The following is a 15005-nucleotide window of genomic DNA, read 5'->3' as shown; positions in this document are numbered from 1 at the left end:
TTCGCACCGGGATTAGGGGAACTGAACGAGCCATGATTGTACTTGAACAAGAAAAGTGTGAGTTTGTGCGTATTTTCAAGCCGCCATCATGGGGTGCTCGAAGCTTTCGATTTGATAGTAACTGAAGTTTCCGTATTGCAACTGCAAGATTTTTCGATTGTTGTGTTGAATCAACGTGAGGAGATGGTCATGAAACATACCAACTTTAATAATTTGCCTTGCCCGATCGCTCGCAGCCTGGGCAAGGTGGGCGAATGGTGGAGCATCCTCATCCTGCGCGAAGCGTTTTACGGCAAGACGCGCTTCGATGAATTTGAAAAGAGCCTGAAGATCGCCCCCACCATCCTCACGCGCCGCCTGGCCGACCTGGTGGAAGGCGGTTTGATGACGCGCCGCCTGTACTGCGCCAAGCCGCCGCGCTACGACTATGTGCTGACCAAGTCCGGGCGCGCCTTCAAGCCCGTGCTGCTGGCCTTTATCGCCTGGGGTAACGAGAATTTCGCCCCGGAAGGCGCCAGCCTCGTCATCGCCAGCCGCGACACGGGCCTGGCCGCCGATCCTGTGCTGGTCGATGCCATGACGGGCTTGCCCATCAATGACGAGTACTACGCATTCGCGCCGGGCCCTGCCGCCAGCGACAGCATGCGCAGCATTATCCTCGATGCGGAAAAAAGCAGCGGCATCGCACCCAAGCCGAAGGCGCCGGCCGCCAACCGCGGCTGGGTGGCGGAAGGCCATCTGGCCTGAAGGCAGGGTGCTGGCGTGCAGCAAGTTTGGTAAAAAGCAAAACGGGCGGGCGGGCTTGCGCTTATTGTCGCTGCAGGTGCAGCAACAGTGCGGCGCCCATGCCCGTGCGCGGGCGTGGCGCCTTCCGTGATCCCACCCCGTTCCAGGAGTACCGTGATGACCACATTGAAAACACACGCCTGCCGCGCTGCAGTGGCGCTGGCGCTGGCCGCCCTGCTGGGCGCTTGTACCCATGGACCCGGCCAGCCCGGCGGCCATGGCGTGACTCTTTCCGGCGCGCAGGAAGTGCCGGCCAATACCAGCACGGCCAGCGGCAGCGGCAATATCCGCGTGGCGCCGGACCGCGGCGTCAGCGGTGGCGTGCGCTACACGGGCATGCTGGCCACCGTGGCGCATATCCACGAAGGGGCGGCCGGCGCGAATGGCCCCGTCATCGTGCCGCTGCTGAAAACCGGCGAAGGCATGTTTGCCGTGCCGCCGAATACCGTGCTGACGCCATCGCAGCAGGCGAGCTACCAGGCCGGTAAACTGTACGTGAATGTGCACAGCGACACGTATCCGGCCGGCGAAATCCGCGCCCAGCTCAAGCCCTGACAGGCCACCGGCGTTTTCTCCGAAACCTCCTTGGGCCGCGCGAGCGGCCTTTTTTTGCGCCCGGCGGGGGATTGCGGGAGCACGCTACAATCGCTGCATGCTGACCATCCTTGCCATCACCTTTCCCTTCTTTGCCCTGGTGCTGTGCGGCTACCTGGCCGTGCGGCGCACCTTGCTGCCGCTGGCCGCCATCGGCGGCTTGAACAGCTTTGTGCTGTACTTCGCGCTGCCGTGCATGCTGTACCGCTTCGGCGCCGCCACGCCCATCGCGCAGCTGCTCGACGCCAGCGTCTTCGGCGTGTATCTGCTGTGCGCCCTGATCATGGTGGGCGTGACCATGGCCATGACCCTGAGCCACCGCATCGACTGGAACAACGCGGCCTTCGGTTCGCTGGTGGCGGCCTTCCCGAACACGGGCTTCATGGGCGTGCCATTGCTATTGACCTTGCTCGGTCCCCGCTCTTCCGGCCCCGTGATCGTCACCATCGTCGTCGACATGCTCATCACCAGTTCGCTGTGCATCGCCCTGTCGCGCATCGGCAGCGGCGGCGCGCACGGCGGCCGCGCGGCCGTCATGAATGCCTTGAAGGGCATGGCGGGCAACCCGATGCCCTGGGCTATCGTGCTGGGCGCCCTGTCGTCGTGGCTGGAACTGGCCTTGCCCAAGCCCCTGATGCAGACGGTGGGCCTGCTGGCCGATGCCGCCTCGCCTGTCGCCCTGTTTACCATCGGCGCCGTGCTGGCGCGCTCGCAGATGAGCACCGCCGACCCGGCACCGCTGGGGGAATACGTGCCCGTGGCGCTGAAAAAACTGCTGCTGCACCCGCTGCTGGTGTGGGGCACGGGCCACGCGGCCATCGCCCTGGGCGCGCCGCTCGACCCGTTCGCCCTGACCTGCATGGTGCTGGTGGCTTGCCTGCCCAGCGCCAGCAACGTCACCTTGCTGTCGGAACGCTTCGGCGCAAACACGGCCCGCATCGCCCGTATCATCCTGGTCTCGACGGCGCTGTCGTTCCTGACGTTTTCAGCGGCTGTCAGCTGGCTGGCGTGACATTGGCGGCGATCAGCGCGCCCAGGGCTTGCGCCGCGCCGGGCTGGCTGTCCTGCGCCAGTCCGCGCGCCATGCTGGCCTGGTCTTCCTGCGTGCGGTTCTGTCCCAGCTTCCACTTGCCCGTGAGGCGCGTGAGGGGAATCTCGATGCCGACGATGGCTTTCAGAAGTTTGTCGATGTAAGCGGTCGGCGCATCGGCCACCTGCCACGGTTGCGCCTGGCCCGCTTCATGGCGCGCCGTCAGGCGTTCCACCAGTCCCAGCAGCCAGGCCGCATCGTCGATGGCGCGCAGGGGGCCGTGCGCATGCGCGACGGCGTAATTGAAGGTGGGGACTTCCTTGCCGCTGATTTGCTTTTCCGCATACCAGGCGGGCGTGATGTAGGCGTGCGGCCCCTGGAAGATCACCATGCAGTCGGTACCTGCGGCGCGCCACAGCGGGTTGGCGCGCGCCACGTGGGCACGCAGGATGCCGAACGGGGCCTCCGGCGTCGGCGCGGCGATCTCGAACGGCAGATGGTCGGCGCACAGGCCGTCCTCGCCGTGGCATACCAGCGCCCCCAGCGGGTGGGCGGCGATCAGGCCGTGCAGCACCTCGAGGCGCTCTTCGCGAAAACTGGAAGGCGTGTACATCTAGGCCTCCTCGACGACGACATCGGCCGTCAGCGAATTGGCGATGTAGCAGCGTTCATGGGCGTCGTGGTGCAGGGCGGCCAGGGCCTCGGGCGAGGGTGGCGTTGCCGCGAACACGATGCGCGGACGCAGCACGATGCGCGTCATGGCCAGGCGGCCCTGCGCATTCTTGCCCAGTTCGCCGATGGCTGCGTCGCGGTAGTCGTCGATGACAAAGCCGCGCTGCGCCGCCAGCGACAGGAAGAACAGCATGTGGCAGCTGGACGTGGCGGCCACCAGCGCCTCTTCCGGATCGATGTTGGCCGCCACCGACATGGGCAGCGGCACGGACAGCGGCGACGAGGAGGCGGGCACCGTCATGCCGCCGTCGAATTGCCAGGCGTGGCCACGGCTGTAGCGCTGGCCGGCAAAATCCTGGCCGTCGCGCTGCCAGGCCACGGTGGCGAAAAACTGCTGCATGGAGGCTCCATGATGAAGGAATCGGAACATCATCTTAGTCGGGATCTTGGCTGTTTAAAACAGCCAATAAGTGCTATCTTGAAGCTACCAATTTAAATGCCTCTTTCATGCCTGCCGCCCACGTCAACCAGATTATCGCCGCCTTGCCGCTCGACCGCGCTGCCGCCGAACCGCTGTTCCGCCAGTTGTATGGCGCCATCAGGGCGGCCATCCTCGACGGGCGCCTGAGTCCCGGCATGCGGCTGCCGCCCACGCGCGAGTTTTGCCGCTTGCTGGGCGTATCGCGCCAGACGGTGCTCAATGCGTACGCGCAGCTGGCGGCGGAAGGCTATCTCGATGGCACGGTCGGGCGCGGCACCTTCATCAGCGCCGACGTGCCGCTGCCTGTCTCCGCGCCAGCGCCGCCCGCCGCCAGCGCGCCCGGCCTGCTGCGGCCGCTGTCGGCGCGCGGGCAGGGCGTGGTGGCGGCCATGCGGCAAGTGGCGTTTCACCGTGGCCCGCTGCGCGCCTTCCGCGTCGGCATGCCGCGCATAGACCATTTTCCGTTCGACGTGTGGAACCGCCTGGAGGCGCGGCGCTGGCGCCGTCCCGATCACCACTTCGGCTACAGCGATCCGGCCGGCTTCCTGCCGCTGCGCGAACTGCTGTGCGTGTACCTGAAGGCGTCGCGAGGCATACACTGCACGCCGCAGCAGATCGTCATCACCTCCGGTTCGCAGCAGGCGCTGTTCCTGCTGTCGACCATTTTGCTGGCGCCGGGCGATTGCGCCTGGATGGAGTCGCCCGGCTACCGGGGCGCCAGCGGCCCGCTGCGCGCGGCGGGCGCCAAGGTCTTTCCCGTGCCCGTCGATGCGCAGGGGCTCGACGTGGCGCATGGCGTGGCGCATTGCCCGCAGGCGAAGCTGGCCTACGTGACGCCGTCGCACCAGCTGCCGCTGGGAGTGAGCATGAGCTTGCCGCGCCGCCTGGCCTTGCTGGCGTGGGCCGCGCAGAATAAAGCCTGGGTGGTGGAAGACGATTACGACAGCGAATACCGCTACACGGGCGCGCCGCTGGCGTCGCTGCAAAGCCTGGACCGCGATGGCTGCGTGGTGTATGTCGGCACCCTGTCGAAGGTCATGTTCCCCGGCCTGCGCCTGGGCTACATGGTGGCGCCGCCCGCGCTGGCCGAGTCGCTGGTACAGGCCAAGGCCGTGATGGACCGGCACACGGCCATCGTGCCGCAGATGGCGCTGGCCGACTTCATCGCCGAAGGGCACTTTGGCCGGCATATCCGCCGCACGCGCGACAGCAATGCCGAGCGACGCGACGCGCTGGTGCGCGGCATCGCCAGCGAACTCGATGAGCAACTGGCGTGCGGCCCGGCCGACAGCGGCCTGGATCTGTGCGCGTATTTTCGCGGTGGCCATGATGAGGAAACGGTGTCGCGCGCGGGGCTGGCGCAGGGCGTCGAACTGCGCCCGCTGGGCCATTATGCCGATCCGCTGGCCGGGCCGGCATGCATCGCGCCGCCGGGGCTGCTGCTGGGCTTTGCGGCGATTCCTCCCGCCGAGATGGCGCACGGCTTGCAGGTACTGGGACGCATCCTGCGCGGCCGATAAACTATACTGGCACTTGCCCGCACACGAAGATTCGATGACCATGACTACCACCCGCTGCTCCTGGGCCAATCCGGCCAACCCCCGCTACCTTGACTACCATGATACGGAGTGGGGCGTGCCCTGCCACGACGAGCGGCGCCTGTTCGAGATGCTGAACCTGGAAGGAGCGCAGGCGGGCCTGAGCTGGGAAACCATCCTCAACAAGCGCGAGACCTACCGCGCCGCCTTCGATGGCTGGGAAGCGGAAAAAATCGCCGCGTATGGCCCCGAGAAGGTGGCGCAGCTGCTGGCCGACCCCGGCATCGTGCGCAACCGCCTGAAGGTGGCGGCGGCCATCACGAATGCGCAAGCCTACCTGCGCCTGCGCGCGCAAGGGCAGACCCTGGACAGCTTCCTGTGGGCCTACGTCGATGGCCAGCCCATCGTCAACAGCTGGCAGCCCGGTGAATTTCCCGCCACGACGGCCTTGTCCGACAAACTGTCGAAAGACTTGCTCAAGCTGGGCTTCAAGTTTGTCGGCTCGACCATCATCTACGCCTATATGCAGGGCATCGGCATGGTCAACGACCACGCGCCCGCCTGTTTTTGCCGCGCGGGGCGCTGATGCGCCACGTCCCGGTCCTGCTCGACACGGATTTCGACGGCGCGCGCTTTCGCGCCGCCTGCGCCGCGCATGGCGGGCGGCATTTGCACTACATCGCGCTGGCGCCGCGTCCCGTCGATGCCAGCCATTTGCCGGACGAGTGGCGCGTGCAGTGGCCCCACTGCGTGCCGGGCCTGCACCGCATGGCGTCGCGCGATGGCCTCGTCACTCTCGATGTGCTGATCGGCGAAGCGGAGGCTTGCCTGGCGCAGCTGGTGGCGAAGGTCGACGTGGTCCACCTGGCGTGGGTGCCGGCCGCCGTGCCGGTGCTGGCGCGGCTGATGGTGGACGGCGGCCAGCTGCATGCCGTCCACCTGGATGAAGCGCAGCGCATGGCGCTGCAACAGAACGGCTTCGTGTTTGACGAGAGCCGCTTGCGCGCCGTGTTTTATGCAAGGCGCGGCCAGTACGAAGCCGCTCTCGCCCCCGAGCGCCGCGCCATCGTCATCGGTGCGGGCGTGGCCGGCGCGGCCGCCTGCGAACGGCTGGCCGCGCGCGGCTGGAAAGTGACCCTGGTGGAGCGCCATGCGCAGCCGGCCAGCGAGGCCTCGGGCAACCTGGCCGGCATCTTCATGCCGCTGCTGTCGAAGGATGACAACATCGCCACGCGCCTGACGCGCGCCGCCTACCTGTACGCGCTGCGCTACTGGCATGGCCTGGGCGGCATCGGCGCCGCCATCGAGGGCGCGCAATGCGGCGTGCTGCAGCTGGCGCGCGATGCCGAGCATGCGTACGTGCAGCGGCAGATCGCCGCCAGCGGCGTGTATCCGCCGGAATTCGCGCGCTGGCTGGAAGCGCCGCAAGCTGGCGCCATGCTGGGCGCGCCGGCGCCCGATGGCGGCTGGTGGTTTGCCGAAGGCGGCTGGGCGCGCCCGTCTTCCGTGTGCGCTGCCATGCTCGACGCCTGCGGCAGCCTGCTGACGCGGCGCTTTTCCAGCAGCGCCCTGCGCCTGGAACGCCTGGAAGACGAATGGCTGGTGCGCGATGCGCAAGGCACGCTGATCGCGGCGGCGCCGACCGTCATCCTGGCCGCCGGCACGGGCGCCGTACACTTCGAACAGGCGGCCGGCCTGCCGCTCGACGCCGTGCGCGGCCAGGTCACGCATCTGCCGCAAGGCCTGCTGCCGGCCATCCCCTTTGTCGTCTGCCGCGAAGCCTACATGACGCCGGCGCATGCGGGCATCGTTTGCGTGGGCGCCAGCTACGACGCCGACGCGGATGCCACGCTGCGCGCATCGAGCCAGCATGACAATATCGCGAAGACCGCCGACATCCTCGGCGTGGCCCCGTTCACCGCGCCGCTGGCGGGCCGCACGGGCTTTCGCTGCATGGCGCCCGACCGTTTGCCGCTGGCGGGCGCCTTGCCCGACCCCGGCGTGCCGGGGCGCTGCGAGCGCCTGCGCGACGTGCCCCGCTGGCCCGGCCTGCATGGCTTGCTGGGCTACGCCTCGCGCGGCCTGATCTGGGCGCCGCTGGCGGCCGAGTTCCTGGCCTGCCAGCTGGAAGGCGAGCCGCTGCCGCTGGAACGCCAGTTGGCAGAGGCGCTTGACCCGGCGCGTTTTCTACTTCGCGAACGCCGTAGAGCTTCCTGATGACACCCAGAGGCAAATTCCGGGGTCGGCCCCTCAGGGGGAATATGCCCCAATGGGGCATATTCCGATTCCGAAGGAACTGACCCCATATACGTTTTTCAGCTTTCCAAACTCTTTTTAATTTGTTTTCCGAACAACATAAGTTCGCTACAGTGGACTCGTGCTGGTTTTTGACGACGAAATAATGAGGTGGAATGATGGCTGCTGCAGAACTGGTTTTCGATCCCCGCGCCGCGCACGGCGAGGGGGCGTTCGAGGAGGTGCTCAATCACGCGCGCACCCAGGCGCAGGCGCAAGGCTTGCCGTATGCGGGCGTCGTCAGCGCGCAGGATGCGTGGCAGCTGGTGCAGGCCGGCAAAGCCGTGCTGGTCGACGTGCGCACCAACGAGGAGCGCACCTTCGTCGGCTACGTGCCGCAATCGCTGCACGTGGCGTGGGCGACCGGCACTGCCATGAACCGCAACCCCCGCTTCGTGCGCGAACTGGAAGCGAAGGCGGGCGGCAAGGAGGCCGTGGTGGTGCTGCTGTGCCGCAGCGGCAAGCGCTCGGCGCTGGCCGCCGAAGCGGCCGCCAAGGCGGGCTTCACGCACGTCTTCAACATCGCCCAGGGCTTCGAGGGCGACCTCGATGCACAGCAGCAGCGTGGCCACAGCGGTGGCTGGCGCTGGCATGCGCTGCCCTGGCTGCAAGACTAACCGACCCTTCAGGACCATCATGAACCAGCGTGCCTTGCCTTCCGCCTCCCTTGCCGCGCAGCCGCAATGGGAACTGCACCAGATCGTCGATGAATTGCGCGCCGTGCGCGAACGCTGGCGCGATGGCTTGCTGCGCCACCAGGAGTGCGGCGCGCGCGAATTTCCCTCGCGCCAGCATCTGCGCGACATCGTCACCGCCCTGTGCGCGGCCCTGTTTCCCATGCGTCTGGGGCCACTGGACCTGCAGCAGGAAAGCGAGGATTTCTTTGTCGGCCATACGCTCGACACGACACTGACAGGTTTACATGAACAGGTGCGGCGCGAACTCAGTTACCACGCGCGCCAGCATGGCTTGCAGCAGACGGTGCCCGTGGAACAGCAGGCGCTGGCCATCGTGCAGCGCTTCGCCCGCGCGCTGCCGCGCATCCGCGCCCAGCTCGACACGGACGTGGCGGCCGCCTTCCATGGCGACCCTGCCGCGCACAGCGTCGATGAAGTGCTGCTGTGCTATCCGGGCATCCTGGCCATCATCCATTACCGTTTGGCGCACACCCTGTATGCGCTGGGGGCACCGCTGGTGGCGCGCATCATCGCCGAAGTGGCCCATTCGCAGACGGGCATCGACATTCACCCGGGCGCCGTCATCGGCAGCAGCTTTTTCATCGACCATGGCACGGGCGTGGTGATCGGCGAGACGGCCATCATCGGCGAACGCGTGCGCATTTACCAGGCCGTCACCCTGGGCGCCAAGCGTTTTCCCGCCGGCGAAGACGGCGTGCTGAAAAAGGGACTGGCGCGCCATCCCATCGTGCAGGACGACGTGGTGATTTACGCGGGCGCGACGATACTCGGCAGGGTGACGATAGGCCAGGGCTCCGTCATCGGCGGCAATGTCTGGCTGACGCGTAACGTGGCCCCCGGCAGCAATGTCACGCAAGCCCACAACCAGCAGGAGGCAGCGGAGCTGCCGGCGTCACTGCTTCCAGTCTTTGCCCACCACCCATGAGGACAGCATGTTGATCAAACAGTTTGGACTGGCCGTGCGCCAGTTGCGCGAAGGGCATGGCTGGTCGCAGGAACGGCTGGCCGAAGCGGCCGACTTGAACCGCTCGTTCATCGGCGAAATCGAACGGGGCGCCGCCACGCCGTCGCTGCTGACGGTGGAAAAACTGGCCGGCGCGCTGGGCATCGGCCTGGCTGGCCTGATGGCCCGCTGCGAACCGGAGCTGGTGGACTAGCTTATTGGATTAAACGCCGCGTTGATGGCGATAGCATGTTGAGAGAACCGAGGAGACGCTGGATACTTTATTTGTTTTTCAGATAAGCATATTCACTTTTCTCATTAGGAGTCGTTGATGGCCGAAGCAACCCCCGATAGCCAGTTTGCGCTGGGCGATAACGCCGCGCGCCAGCTGGCCAATGCCAGCAAGAGCGTTCCCCAGCTGTCCACCATCACGCCGCGCTGGCTCGTGCATCTGCTGCAATGGCTGCCCGTGGAAGCGGGTATCTACCGCCTCAACCGCGTCAAGAACCCGAAGGACGTGCGCGTGGCCTGTTCGCAGCGCGACGAGTCGGAACTGCCGCAAACCTTCGTCGACTATGACGAGCAGCCGCGCGAGTATTTCCTCAATGCCGTCAGCACGGTGCTCGACGTGCACACGCGCGTGTCGGACCTGTACAGCAGCCCGCACGACCAGATCAAGGAGCAGCTGCGCCTGACCATCGAGACGATCAAGGAGCGCCAGGAAAGCGAGTTGATCAACAATCCCGATTACGGCCTGCTGGCCAGCGTGCACGACGACCAGCGCATCTTTACCCTGACGGGCGCGCCCACGCCGGACGACCTCGATGAACTGCTGACAAAAGTGTGGAAGGAGCCGGGCTTCTTCCTCGCGCACCCGCTGGCCATTGCCGCCTTTGGCCGTGAATGCACGCGCCGTGGCGTGCCGCCACCGACGGTCAGCCTGTTCGGTTCGCAGTTCCTCACGTGGCGCGGCGTGCCGCTGGTGCCGTCCGACAAACTGCCGATCGAAGACGGCAAGACCAAGATCATCTTGCTGCGCGCGGGCGAACAGCGGCAGGGCGTGATCGGCCTGTTCCAGCCTGGCCTGGCGGGCGAGCAAAGCCCGGGCCTGTCCGTGCGCTTCATGGGCATCAACCGCCACGCGATTTCGTCCTACCTGATTTCGCTGTATTGCTCGCTGGCCGTGCTGACGGACGACGCGCTGGCCGTACTGGAAGACGTGGAGATCGGTAAATACCATGACTACCCAGACACCTACAAGTGATGGCGCGGCGGGCTTGCCTGCCGTTCCGTTCTTGCCCGACGAAGCGACCCTGAACCGCCTGGCAGGTGAATTCTTTGCCCGTTTGCCCGGTCTGTCCCCGGCGTTGGATAAATCCCCCAGCCTTGGCGGCTCCGGCAGCGTGCTCGATGCGGCGCCCCGCTATGCGAACCGCCCGCCGCCGCAGCCCGGCCCTTCCTTCGCCGCCATCGCCCCCGGCGTGGCGACGGCGCAGGTGCCGCCCGTGAAGGCGCCGCTGGAGTCGCCCATCGCCCCGGCGCCAGCCTCCTTGCCGACGCCGCGCGCATCCAGCCTCGGTGCGCCGTCGCCCTACTATTTTGTCGGCGGCGCGCATGGCTATCCCGCATCGAGCCACAAGCTCGATGGCCTGGCGCAGCAGGGGCTGGGCCAGGCCGCGCCCGACGATGTACAGGGACTGTTTGCCACGCCGCGGCACGCATCCGCGCGCCAGCTGCCCGTCGCGCCGGCTTCCGGCCAGCCCGCGTTCTATTTCCAGACCGAGCTGCCCCCGGCGACGCAGCCGGGCCAGCGGCAGACGCCGGCGCCATTCGACGTGCATGCCGTGCGGCGCGATTTTCCCGTGCTGGCGGAAAGGGTCAACGGCAAGCCGCTGGCCTGGTTCGACAACGCGGCCACCACGCACAAGCCGCAGTCGGTGATCGACCGCATCGCGTATTTCTATGCACACGAAAACTCGAACATCCACCGCGCCGCGCACGCCCTGGCGGCGCGCGCCAGCGATGCGTATGAGGCGGCGCGCGCCAAGGTGGCCAATTTTCTGGGCGCCGCCTCGGCCAATGAAATCATTTTCGTGCGTGGCGCCACCGAGGGCATCAACCTGGTGGCCAATACCTTCGGTCGAAAATACATCGGCAGCGGCGACGAGATCATCGTCTCGCAGCTCGAGCACCATGCCAACATCGTGCCGTGGCAGCAGCTGGCAGCGGAGAAGGGCGCGACCCTGCGCGTGATTCCCGTCGACGACAGCGGGCAGATCATCCTCGATGAATTCCGCAAGCTGCTCAACGGGCGCACCAAGCTGGTGTCCGTGACGCAGGTATCGAATGCCTTGGGGACGGTGACGCCCGTGGCGCAGATCATCGCGCTGGCGCATGCGGCCGGCGTGCGCGTGCTGGTCGATGGCGCGCAAGCCGTGTCGCATTTGCGCGTGGACGTGCAGGCGCTGGGTGCGGACTTTTATGTGTTCTCGGGGCATAAAGTGTTTGGCCCGACGGGCATCGGCGCCGTGTATGGCAAGGCGGACTTGCTGGAGCAATTGCCGCCCTGGCAGGGCGGCGGCAACATGATCGCCGACGTGACGTTCGAACGCACCGTCTACCAGGGCGTGCCAAACCGTTTCGAGGCGGGCACGGGCAATATCGCCGATGCCGTGGGCCTGGGCGCGGCCATCGATTACGTGCAGCGCATCGGCCTGGAAAACATCGCCGCCTACGAACACGCGCTGCTGGAATATGCGACGCACCACTTGCAGGCGATACCGGGCGTGCGCCTGATCGGCACGGCGTTGGACAAGGCGAGCGTGGCCTCGTTCGTGCTGGCCGGCTACGCGCCGGCGGAGGTAGGGCACGCCCTGAACGACGAGGGTATCGCCGTGCGCTCGGGCCACCACTGCGCGCAGCCGATCTTGCGCCGCTTCGGCGTGGAAGCGACCGTGCGGCCGTCGTTCGCCTTCTACAACACATATGAGGAAATCGACCGCATGATCACGGTGGTGAAACGCCTGGCGGCCGCCCGGCGCTGATCCTGCCGCGACGCTGTTCCATGCCGCCCCTGCGCCAGCGGGGGCGGCATTGTTGCGTCAAGTCACGGACTTTGCGCGCGGCTGGCGGGCCTCCGCAGGCTGGCGGTATAATTTATCCTTGGCAATATCAAGCCGCGGCGCCGTGCCGCCGGCGCCCGAGGAGATATCCGGTGGAAGATCAACGCAGCTCGCCCGAGCTTTTCCTGTTCCTGGCGTCGACCGTGCACGACATGAAAAATTCGATCAGCGTGGTCAGCGGCACGCTGGAATCATTGCTGGCAGCCGAGCAGGCCAAGGCCTCGCCGCAGGCGGATCCCGCCTATCTGCAGATGGCGCAGATGCTGTACCAGACCAAGCGTCTTAACGATAACCTGATCCAGCTGCTGGCCCTGTACAAGGAAGTGGGCAAGCCCGGCTACCCGTTCGACGTGCAGCCGCAGCTGGTCAGCCAGGTGATCGGGCAGGTGGTGGACCAGGAAAAAATCCTGCTCGCCTCGAAAGGCATCGCCCTGGAGACGGCTTGCCCGCCCGAGCTGATCTGGACCCTCGACGAAGACCTGGTCATCGGCGTGCTGGCGCATGCCATCAACAACGCCATCCGCTACACGCGCGACACGATCCGCCTGTCCGCGCGCCAGGTGGGCGAGGTGCTGGAATTGCGCGTGGAAGACAATGGCGAGGGCTACACGCAGGTCTTGCTCGACGCGGGCAGCGCGGCCATGGATGGCATGGCGGCCGGCGTGAACTTTTCCACCAACAGCACGGGCCTGGGCCTGTATTTTTCCAGCGAGGTGGCGAAGATGCACAAGCACCGGGGGCAGGGCGGCAGCATCGCGCTGGAAAACGGCGGCGCCCTGGGTGGCGGCTGTTTCATCCTGCGCCTGCCCTGAACGAGGACATCATGGCAACCGACAGCCACGCCACCGCCGCCGAAGCGGGCAGCACCGACTGGGCCGACAAGCACTATCTGCTGGTCGACGACTTCATCGGCATCCGCATCCTGCTGCGCGAATCCTTGCGCAACCTGGGCGCGCGCCATATCGACCAGGCGGCCAGCGGCGGCGAAGCCATGAAGCTGCTGGCCAAGACGCGCTACGACGTGGTGCTGTGCGATTACAACCTGGGCGAAGGCAAGAATGGCCAGCAAGTGCTGGAAGAGACGCGCGTGCGCAACCTGACGGCGCCGTCCAGCGTGTGGCTGATGGTCTCGGCCGAGAAAAGCGTGGAATCGGTGATGGGCGCGGCCGAGCACCAGCCCGATGCGTATCTGATCAAGCCGATCACGGAAGGCGTGCTGCTGACGCGCCTGAACCGCGTGTGGCACAAGAAGCAGGTGTTCCGCGAAATCGACCAGGCCTGCATGGAAAAGGATTATCTGCGCGCGGCCAAGCTGTGCGACGCGCAGATCGAGGTCAACAAGCTGCACGAGCTGGAACTGCTGCGCATGAAGGCATCGCTGCTGCTGAAAAGCGGCGAACCGGAAAAGGCCCGCGCCGTGTATGAGAAAGTGCTGGCCGAGCGCGATTACAGCTGGGCCAGGGCGGGCCTGGGCAAGATCCGCATGAATAACGGCGAGCACGAGGCGGCGCGGCAGATTTTCCAGGGCGTGATCGTGGAAAACAAGTATTACATCGACGCCTACGACCAGATGGCCACCGCCTACCAGCTGATGGGCCAGCACGAGGAAGCGTGCGGCGTGCTGGAAAAAGCGGCGCGCCTGTCGCCCAATTCCGTGCCGCGCCAGCGCAACCTGGGCCTCGCTGCCCTGAAGGTCGGGAATGTCGGCATGGCGGAAAAGGCTTTCCGCAAATGCGTGTCCATCGGCGAGTTTTCCGTCATGAAGACGCCGGACGCCTACCTGGGCCTGGCGCGCGTGTGCGGCCTCAAAAAGGATGCCAAGGAAGCGCTGCAGTGGCTGCTGCTGGCGCAGCGCGAATTCCCGCCCGAGCAGATCGGCTTGCGCGCGAAGATCACGGAAGGCATGGTGCACCACGAAACGGGCGACTACCGGCGCGCGCGCAAGTGCGGCGACGAGCTCGAAGCCATGCTGGCCGAGGATCCGGTGCGGCCGGAGAAAAGCATCTGCATGGAACTGGCGACCCTGCTGTTTGCCGTCGGCGTGAAGGATGCGCCGGCCGGGCTGCTGTGCTACGTGGTGAAAAACAACCACGACAACCAGGTGGTACAGGACGAAGTGCAAAAGATTTTCGACAAGGCCAAGATGGGCGACGAGGGCACCAGCCTGATCATCGCTGCGCGCAAGGAAGCGTCGGACCTGATGAACAAGGGCGTGCTGCTGTGGAAGACGGACAAGCTCAACGAAGCCGTCAGCTGGATGCGCGCGGCGCGCGAAAAGCTGCCGAACAACCTGCGCATCCTGTTCAACTCGGCGCAAATCATCGTCTCGTTCCTGCAGCAGCGCGGCTATCAGGCGGACTTGGCGGCAGAAGCCATGGAAGTGTTGTTGTATGTAGACAAAATTGCACCAGGCCAGCAACGCTTCGCCCAATTGATGGAGCAGCTGGTGCAATTGACGCCCCCGCCCGGGCCGGAAGAGGTGGCCGTGGTGTTGGAAAAGGCGGCGCCGGCGGCGGAAAATCCGGGAAAAGCCGTGCGTGAGCGCGCCGGATGATAAACTAGGGGCCAGCGTGGGCTTGCCCGCGCTTGAGTTGCTTTACAACAATAAGGAAGAAACTATGCGTGATGTGGTCAATGAAGTATACAAAAAAATGAAAGTCGGCGCCGTTGCCTGGGTCCGCCCGGTGGCCGCCAAGGGAGACACGCTGGAAACATTCCAGACTTCGTACGAGCACGCCAAGGCGCTGGCCGACGAAGGCCTGATCACGATCGGTGACGTAAAACGCCAGGCCGATAACCAGATCGAGGCGATCCGCATTCATCGTATCGCCTGATCATATCGCCGG

Annotated in this window: 16 protein-coding genes; 14 read left to right on the top strand and 2 right to left on the bottom strand. The window is 65.9% G+C overall.

All coding sequences use genetic code 11. The features are described 5' to 3' along the window. Window positions 1–189: 189 nt before the first annotated feature. From ACQ4WR_RS21235 to ACQ4WR_RS21225, 3 genes are all read left to right on the top strand, one after another. Window positions 190–747, top strand: coding sequence for a winged helix-turn-helix transcriptional regulator (locus ACQ4WR_RS21235; protein WP_071326735.1), 558 nt, complete (start codon window positions 190–192; stop codon window positions 745–747). A 156-nt stretch (window positions 748–903) separates the two neighbouring features. Continuing rightward, window positions 904–1341, top strand: coding sequence for a CHRD domain-containing protein (locus ACQ4WR_RS21230; protein WP_436489757.1), 438 nt, complete (start codon window positions 904–906; stop codon window positions 1339–1341). Window positions 1342–1438: 97 nt separating this feature from the next. Beyond that, entirely contained in the window at window positions 1439–2392 is a 954-nt protein-coding gene (locus tag ACQ4WR_RS21225) for an AEC family transporter (protein ID WP_436489755.1), read from the top strand. On the opposite strand, the gene ACQ4WR_RS21220 is transcribed toward ACQ4WR_RS21225, so the two are convergent. Together ACQ4WR_RS21220 and ACQ4WR_RS21215 are read right to left on the bottom strand one after the other, a co-directional pair. Then, window positions 2376–3023, bottom strand: a complete 648-nt coding sequence (locus ACQ4WR_RS21220; protein ID WP_102297796.1) for an FMN-binding negative transcriptional regulator — start codon at window positions 3021–3023, stop codon at window positions 2376–2378. The genes ACQ4WR_RS21225 and ACQ4WR_RS21220 overlap by 17 nt on opposite strands. Continuing rightward, the gene (locus ACQ4WR_RS21215; RefSeq protein WP_102297793.1) at window positions 3024–3482 is read right to left on the bottom strand and encodes an OsmC family protein; all 459 of its coding nucleotides are present in this window, start codon (window positions 3480–3482) and stop codon (window positions 3024–3026) included. 107 nt (window positions 3483–3589) lie between these two features. On the opposite strand from ACQ4WR_RS21215, the gene pdxR reads away from it, so the two are divergent. The 11 genes from pdxR to ACQ4WR_RS21160 all read left to right on the top strand — a co-directional run bounded on the left by pdxR (window position 3590) and on the right by ACQ4WR_RS21160 (window position 14993). Beyond that, window positions 3590–5083 carry a MocR-like pyridoxine biosynthesis transcription factor PdxR gene (gene pdxR, locus ACQ4WR_RS21210; RefSeq protein ID WP_436489752.1) on the top strand — a complete coding sequence of 498 codons (1494 nt, stop codon included), beginning with the start codon at window positions 3590–3592 and terminating at the stop codon, window positions 5081–5083. A gap of 40 nt (window positions 5084–5123) precedes the next feature. Next, window positions 5124–5687 (top strand): DNA-3-methyladenine glycosylase I, encoded by a 564-nt coding sequence (locus ACQ4WR_RS21205; RefSeq protein ID WP_102299359.1) that lies wholly within the window; start codon window positions 5124–5126, stop codon window positions 5685–5687. After that, window positions 5687–7318, top strand: coding sequence for an FAD-dependent 5-carboxymethylaminomethyl-2-thiouridine(34) oxidoreductase MnmC1 (gene mnmC1, locus ACQ4WR_RS21200; RefSeq protein ID WP_436489750.1), 1632 nt, complete (start codon window positions 5687–5689; stop codon window positions 7316–7318). The genes ACQ4WR_RS21205 and mnmC1 overlap by 1 nt, the downstream gene beginning before the upstream one ends. Before the next feature lie 197 nt (window positions 7319–7515). Further along, window positions 7516–8013: a rhodanese-like domain-containing protein gene (locus ACQ4WR_RS21195; RefSeq protein ID WP_102298971.1), complete on the top strand. Its 498-nt coding sequence runs from the start codon at window positions 7516–7518 to the stop codon at window positions 8011–8013. A 19-nt stretch (window positions 8014–8032) separates the two neighbouring features. After that, window positions 8033–9019 (top strand): serine O-acetyltransferase EpsC, encoded by a 987-nt coding sequence (gene epsC / locus ACQ4WR_RS21190; protein WP_102298970.1) that lies wholly within the window; start codon window positions 8033–8035, stop codon window positions 9017–9019. A gap of 7 nt (window positions 9020–9026) precedes the next feature. Continuing rightward, window positions 9027–9251, top strand: coding sequence for a helix-turn-helix domain-containing protein (locus tag ACQ4WR_RS21185; protein ID WP_034784364.1), 225 nt, complete (start codon window positions 9027–9029; stop codon window positions 9249–9251). Between the two features lie 117 nt (window positions 9252–9368). After that, window positions 9369–10301 carry a family 2A encapsulin nanocompartment shell protein gene (locus tag ACQ4WR_RS21180; RefSeq protein ID WP_092801784.1) on the top strand — a complete coding sequence of 311 codons (933 nt, stop codon included), beginning with the start codon at window positions 9369–9371 and terminating at the stop codon, window positions 10299–10301. Further along, window positions 10276–12081, top strand: a complete 1806-nt coding sequence (locus tag ACQ4WR_RS21175; RefSeq protein WP_436489748.1) for a family 2A encapsulin nanocompartment cargo protein cysteine desulfurase — start codon at window positions 10276–10278, stop codon at window positions 12079–12081. The genes ACQ4WR_RS21180 and ACQ4WR_RS21175 overlap by 26 nt, the downstream gene beginning before the upstream one ends. A gap of 170 nt (window positions 12082–12251) precedes the next feature. Continuing rightward, a complete protein-coding gene (locus ACQ4WR_RS21170; protein ID WP_436489746.1) occupies window positions 12252–12971 on the top strand; it encodes a sensor histidine kinase in 720 nt (239 codons plus the stop codon). An 11-nt stretch (window positions 12972–12982) separates the two neighbouring features. Then, window positions 12983–14713 carry a tetratricopeptide repeat-containing response regulator gene (locus tag ACQ4WR_RS21165; protein WP_102298965.1) on the top strand — a complete coding sequence of 577 codons (1731 nt, stop codon included), beginning with the start codon at window positions 12983–12985 and terminating at the stop codon, window positions 14711–14713. Then, complete coding sequence (locus tag ACQ4WR_RS21160; protein WP_258003192.1) at window positions 14697–14993, top strand: hypothetical protein; 297 nt, start codon at window positions 14697–14699, stop codon at window positions 14991–14993. Before ACQ4WR_RS21165 ends, ACQ4WR_RS21160 begins: the two co-directional genes overlap by 17 nt. Window positions 14994–15005: the final 12 nt, after the last annotated feature.

Source organism: Janthinobacterium amylolyticum, from assembly GCF_051380655.1.
GTDB lineage: Bacteria > Pseudomonadota > Gammaproteobacteria > Burkholderiales > Burkholderiaceae_D > Janthinobacterium.
Note: the sequence above shows the minus strand (reverse complement) of the source record. Positions and strands in the feature narration are given on the sequence as shown.

What these genes read in the sequence shown, in the direction of transcription:
- ACQ4WR_RS21235 (WP_071326735.1), top strand. Translation starts at nt 190, where the DNA reads ATGAAACATACCAACTTTAATAATTTGCCTTGCCCGATCGCTCGCAGC.
- ACQ4WR_RS21230 (WP_436489757.1), top strand. Translation starts at nt 904, where the DNA reads ATGACCACATTGAAAACACACGCCTGCCGCGCTGCAGTGGCGCTGGCG.
- ACQ4WR_RS21225 (WP_436489755.1), top strand. Translation starts at nt 1,439, where the DNA reads ATGCTGACCATCCTTGCCATCACCTTTCCCTTCTTTGCCCTGGTGCTG.
- ACQ4WR_RS21220 (WP_102297796.1), bottom strand. Translation starts at nt 3,023, where the DNA reads ATGTACACGCCTTCCAGTTTTCGCGAAGAGCGCCTCGAGGTGCTGCAC.
- ACQ4WR_RS21215 (WP_102297793.1), bottom strand. Translation starts at nt 3,482, where the DNA reads ATGCAGCAGTTTTTCGCCACCGTGGCCTGGCAGCGCGACGGCCAGGAT.
- pdxR (WP_436489752.1), top strand. Translation starts at nt 3,590, where the DNA reads ATGCCTGCCGCCCACGTCAACCAGATTATCGCCGCCTTGCCGCTCGAC.
- ACQ4WR_RS21205 (WP_102299359.1), top strand. Translation starts at nt 5,124, where the DNA reads ATGACTACCACCCGCTGCTCCTGGGCCAATCCGGCCAACCCCCGCTAC.
- mnmC1 (WP_436489750.1), top strand. Translation starts at nt 5,687, where the DNA reads ATGCGCCACGTCCCGGTCCTGCTCGACACGGATTTCGACGGCGCGCGC.
- ACQ4WR_RS21195 (WP_102298971.1), top strand. Translation starts at nt 7,516, where the DNA reads ATGGCTGCTGCAGAACTGGTTTTCGATCCCCGCGCCGCGCACGGCGAG.
- epsC (WP_102298970.1), top strand. Translation starts at nt 8,033, where the DNA reads ATGAACCAGCGTGCCTTGCCTTCCGCCTCCCTTGCCGCGCAGCCGCAA.
- ACQ4WR_RS21185 (WP_034784364.1), top strand. Translation starts at nt 9,027, where the DNA reads ATGTTGATCAAACAGTTTGGACTGGCCGTGCGCCAGTTGCGCGAAGGG.
- ACQ4WR_RS21180 (WP_092801784.1), top strand. Translation starts at nt 9,369, where the DNA reads ATGGCCGAAGCAACCCCCGATAGCCAGTTTGCGCTGGGCGATAACGCC.
- ACQ4WR_RS21175 (WP_436489748.1), top strand. Translation starts at nt 10,276, where the DNA reads ATGACTACCCAGACACCTACAAGTGATGGCGCGGCGGGCTTGCCTGCC.
- ACQ4WR_RS21165 (WP_102298965.1), top strand. Translation starts at nt 12,983, where the DNA reads ATGGCAACCGACAGCCACGCCACCGCCGCCGAAGCGGGCAGCACCGAC.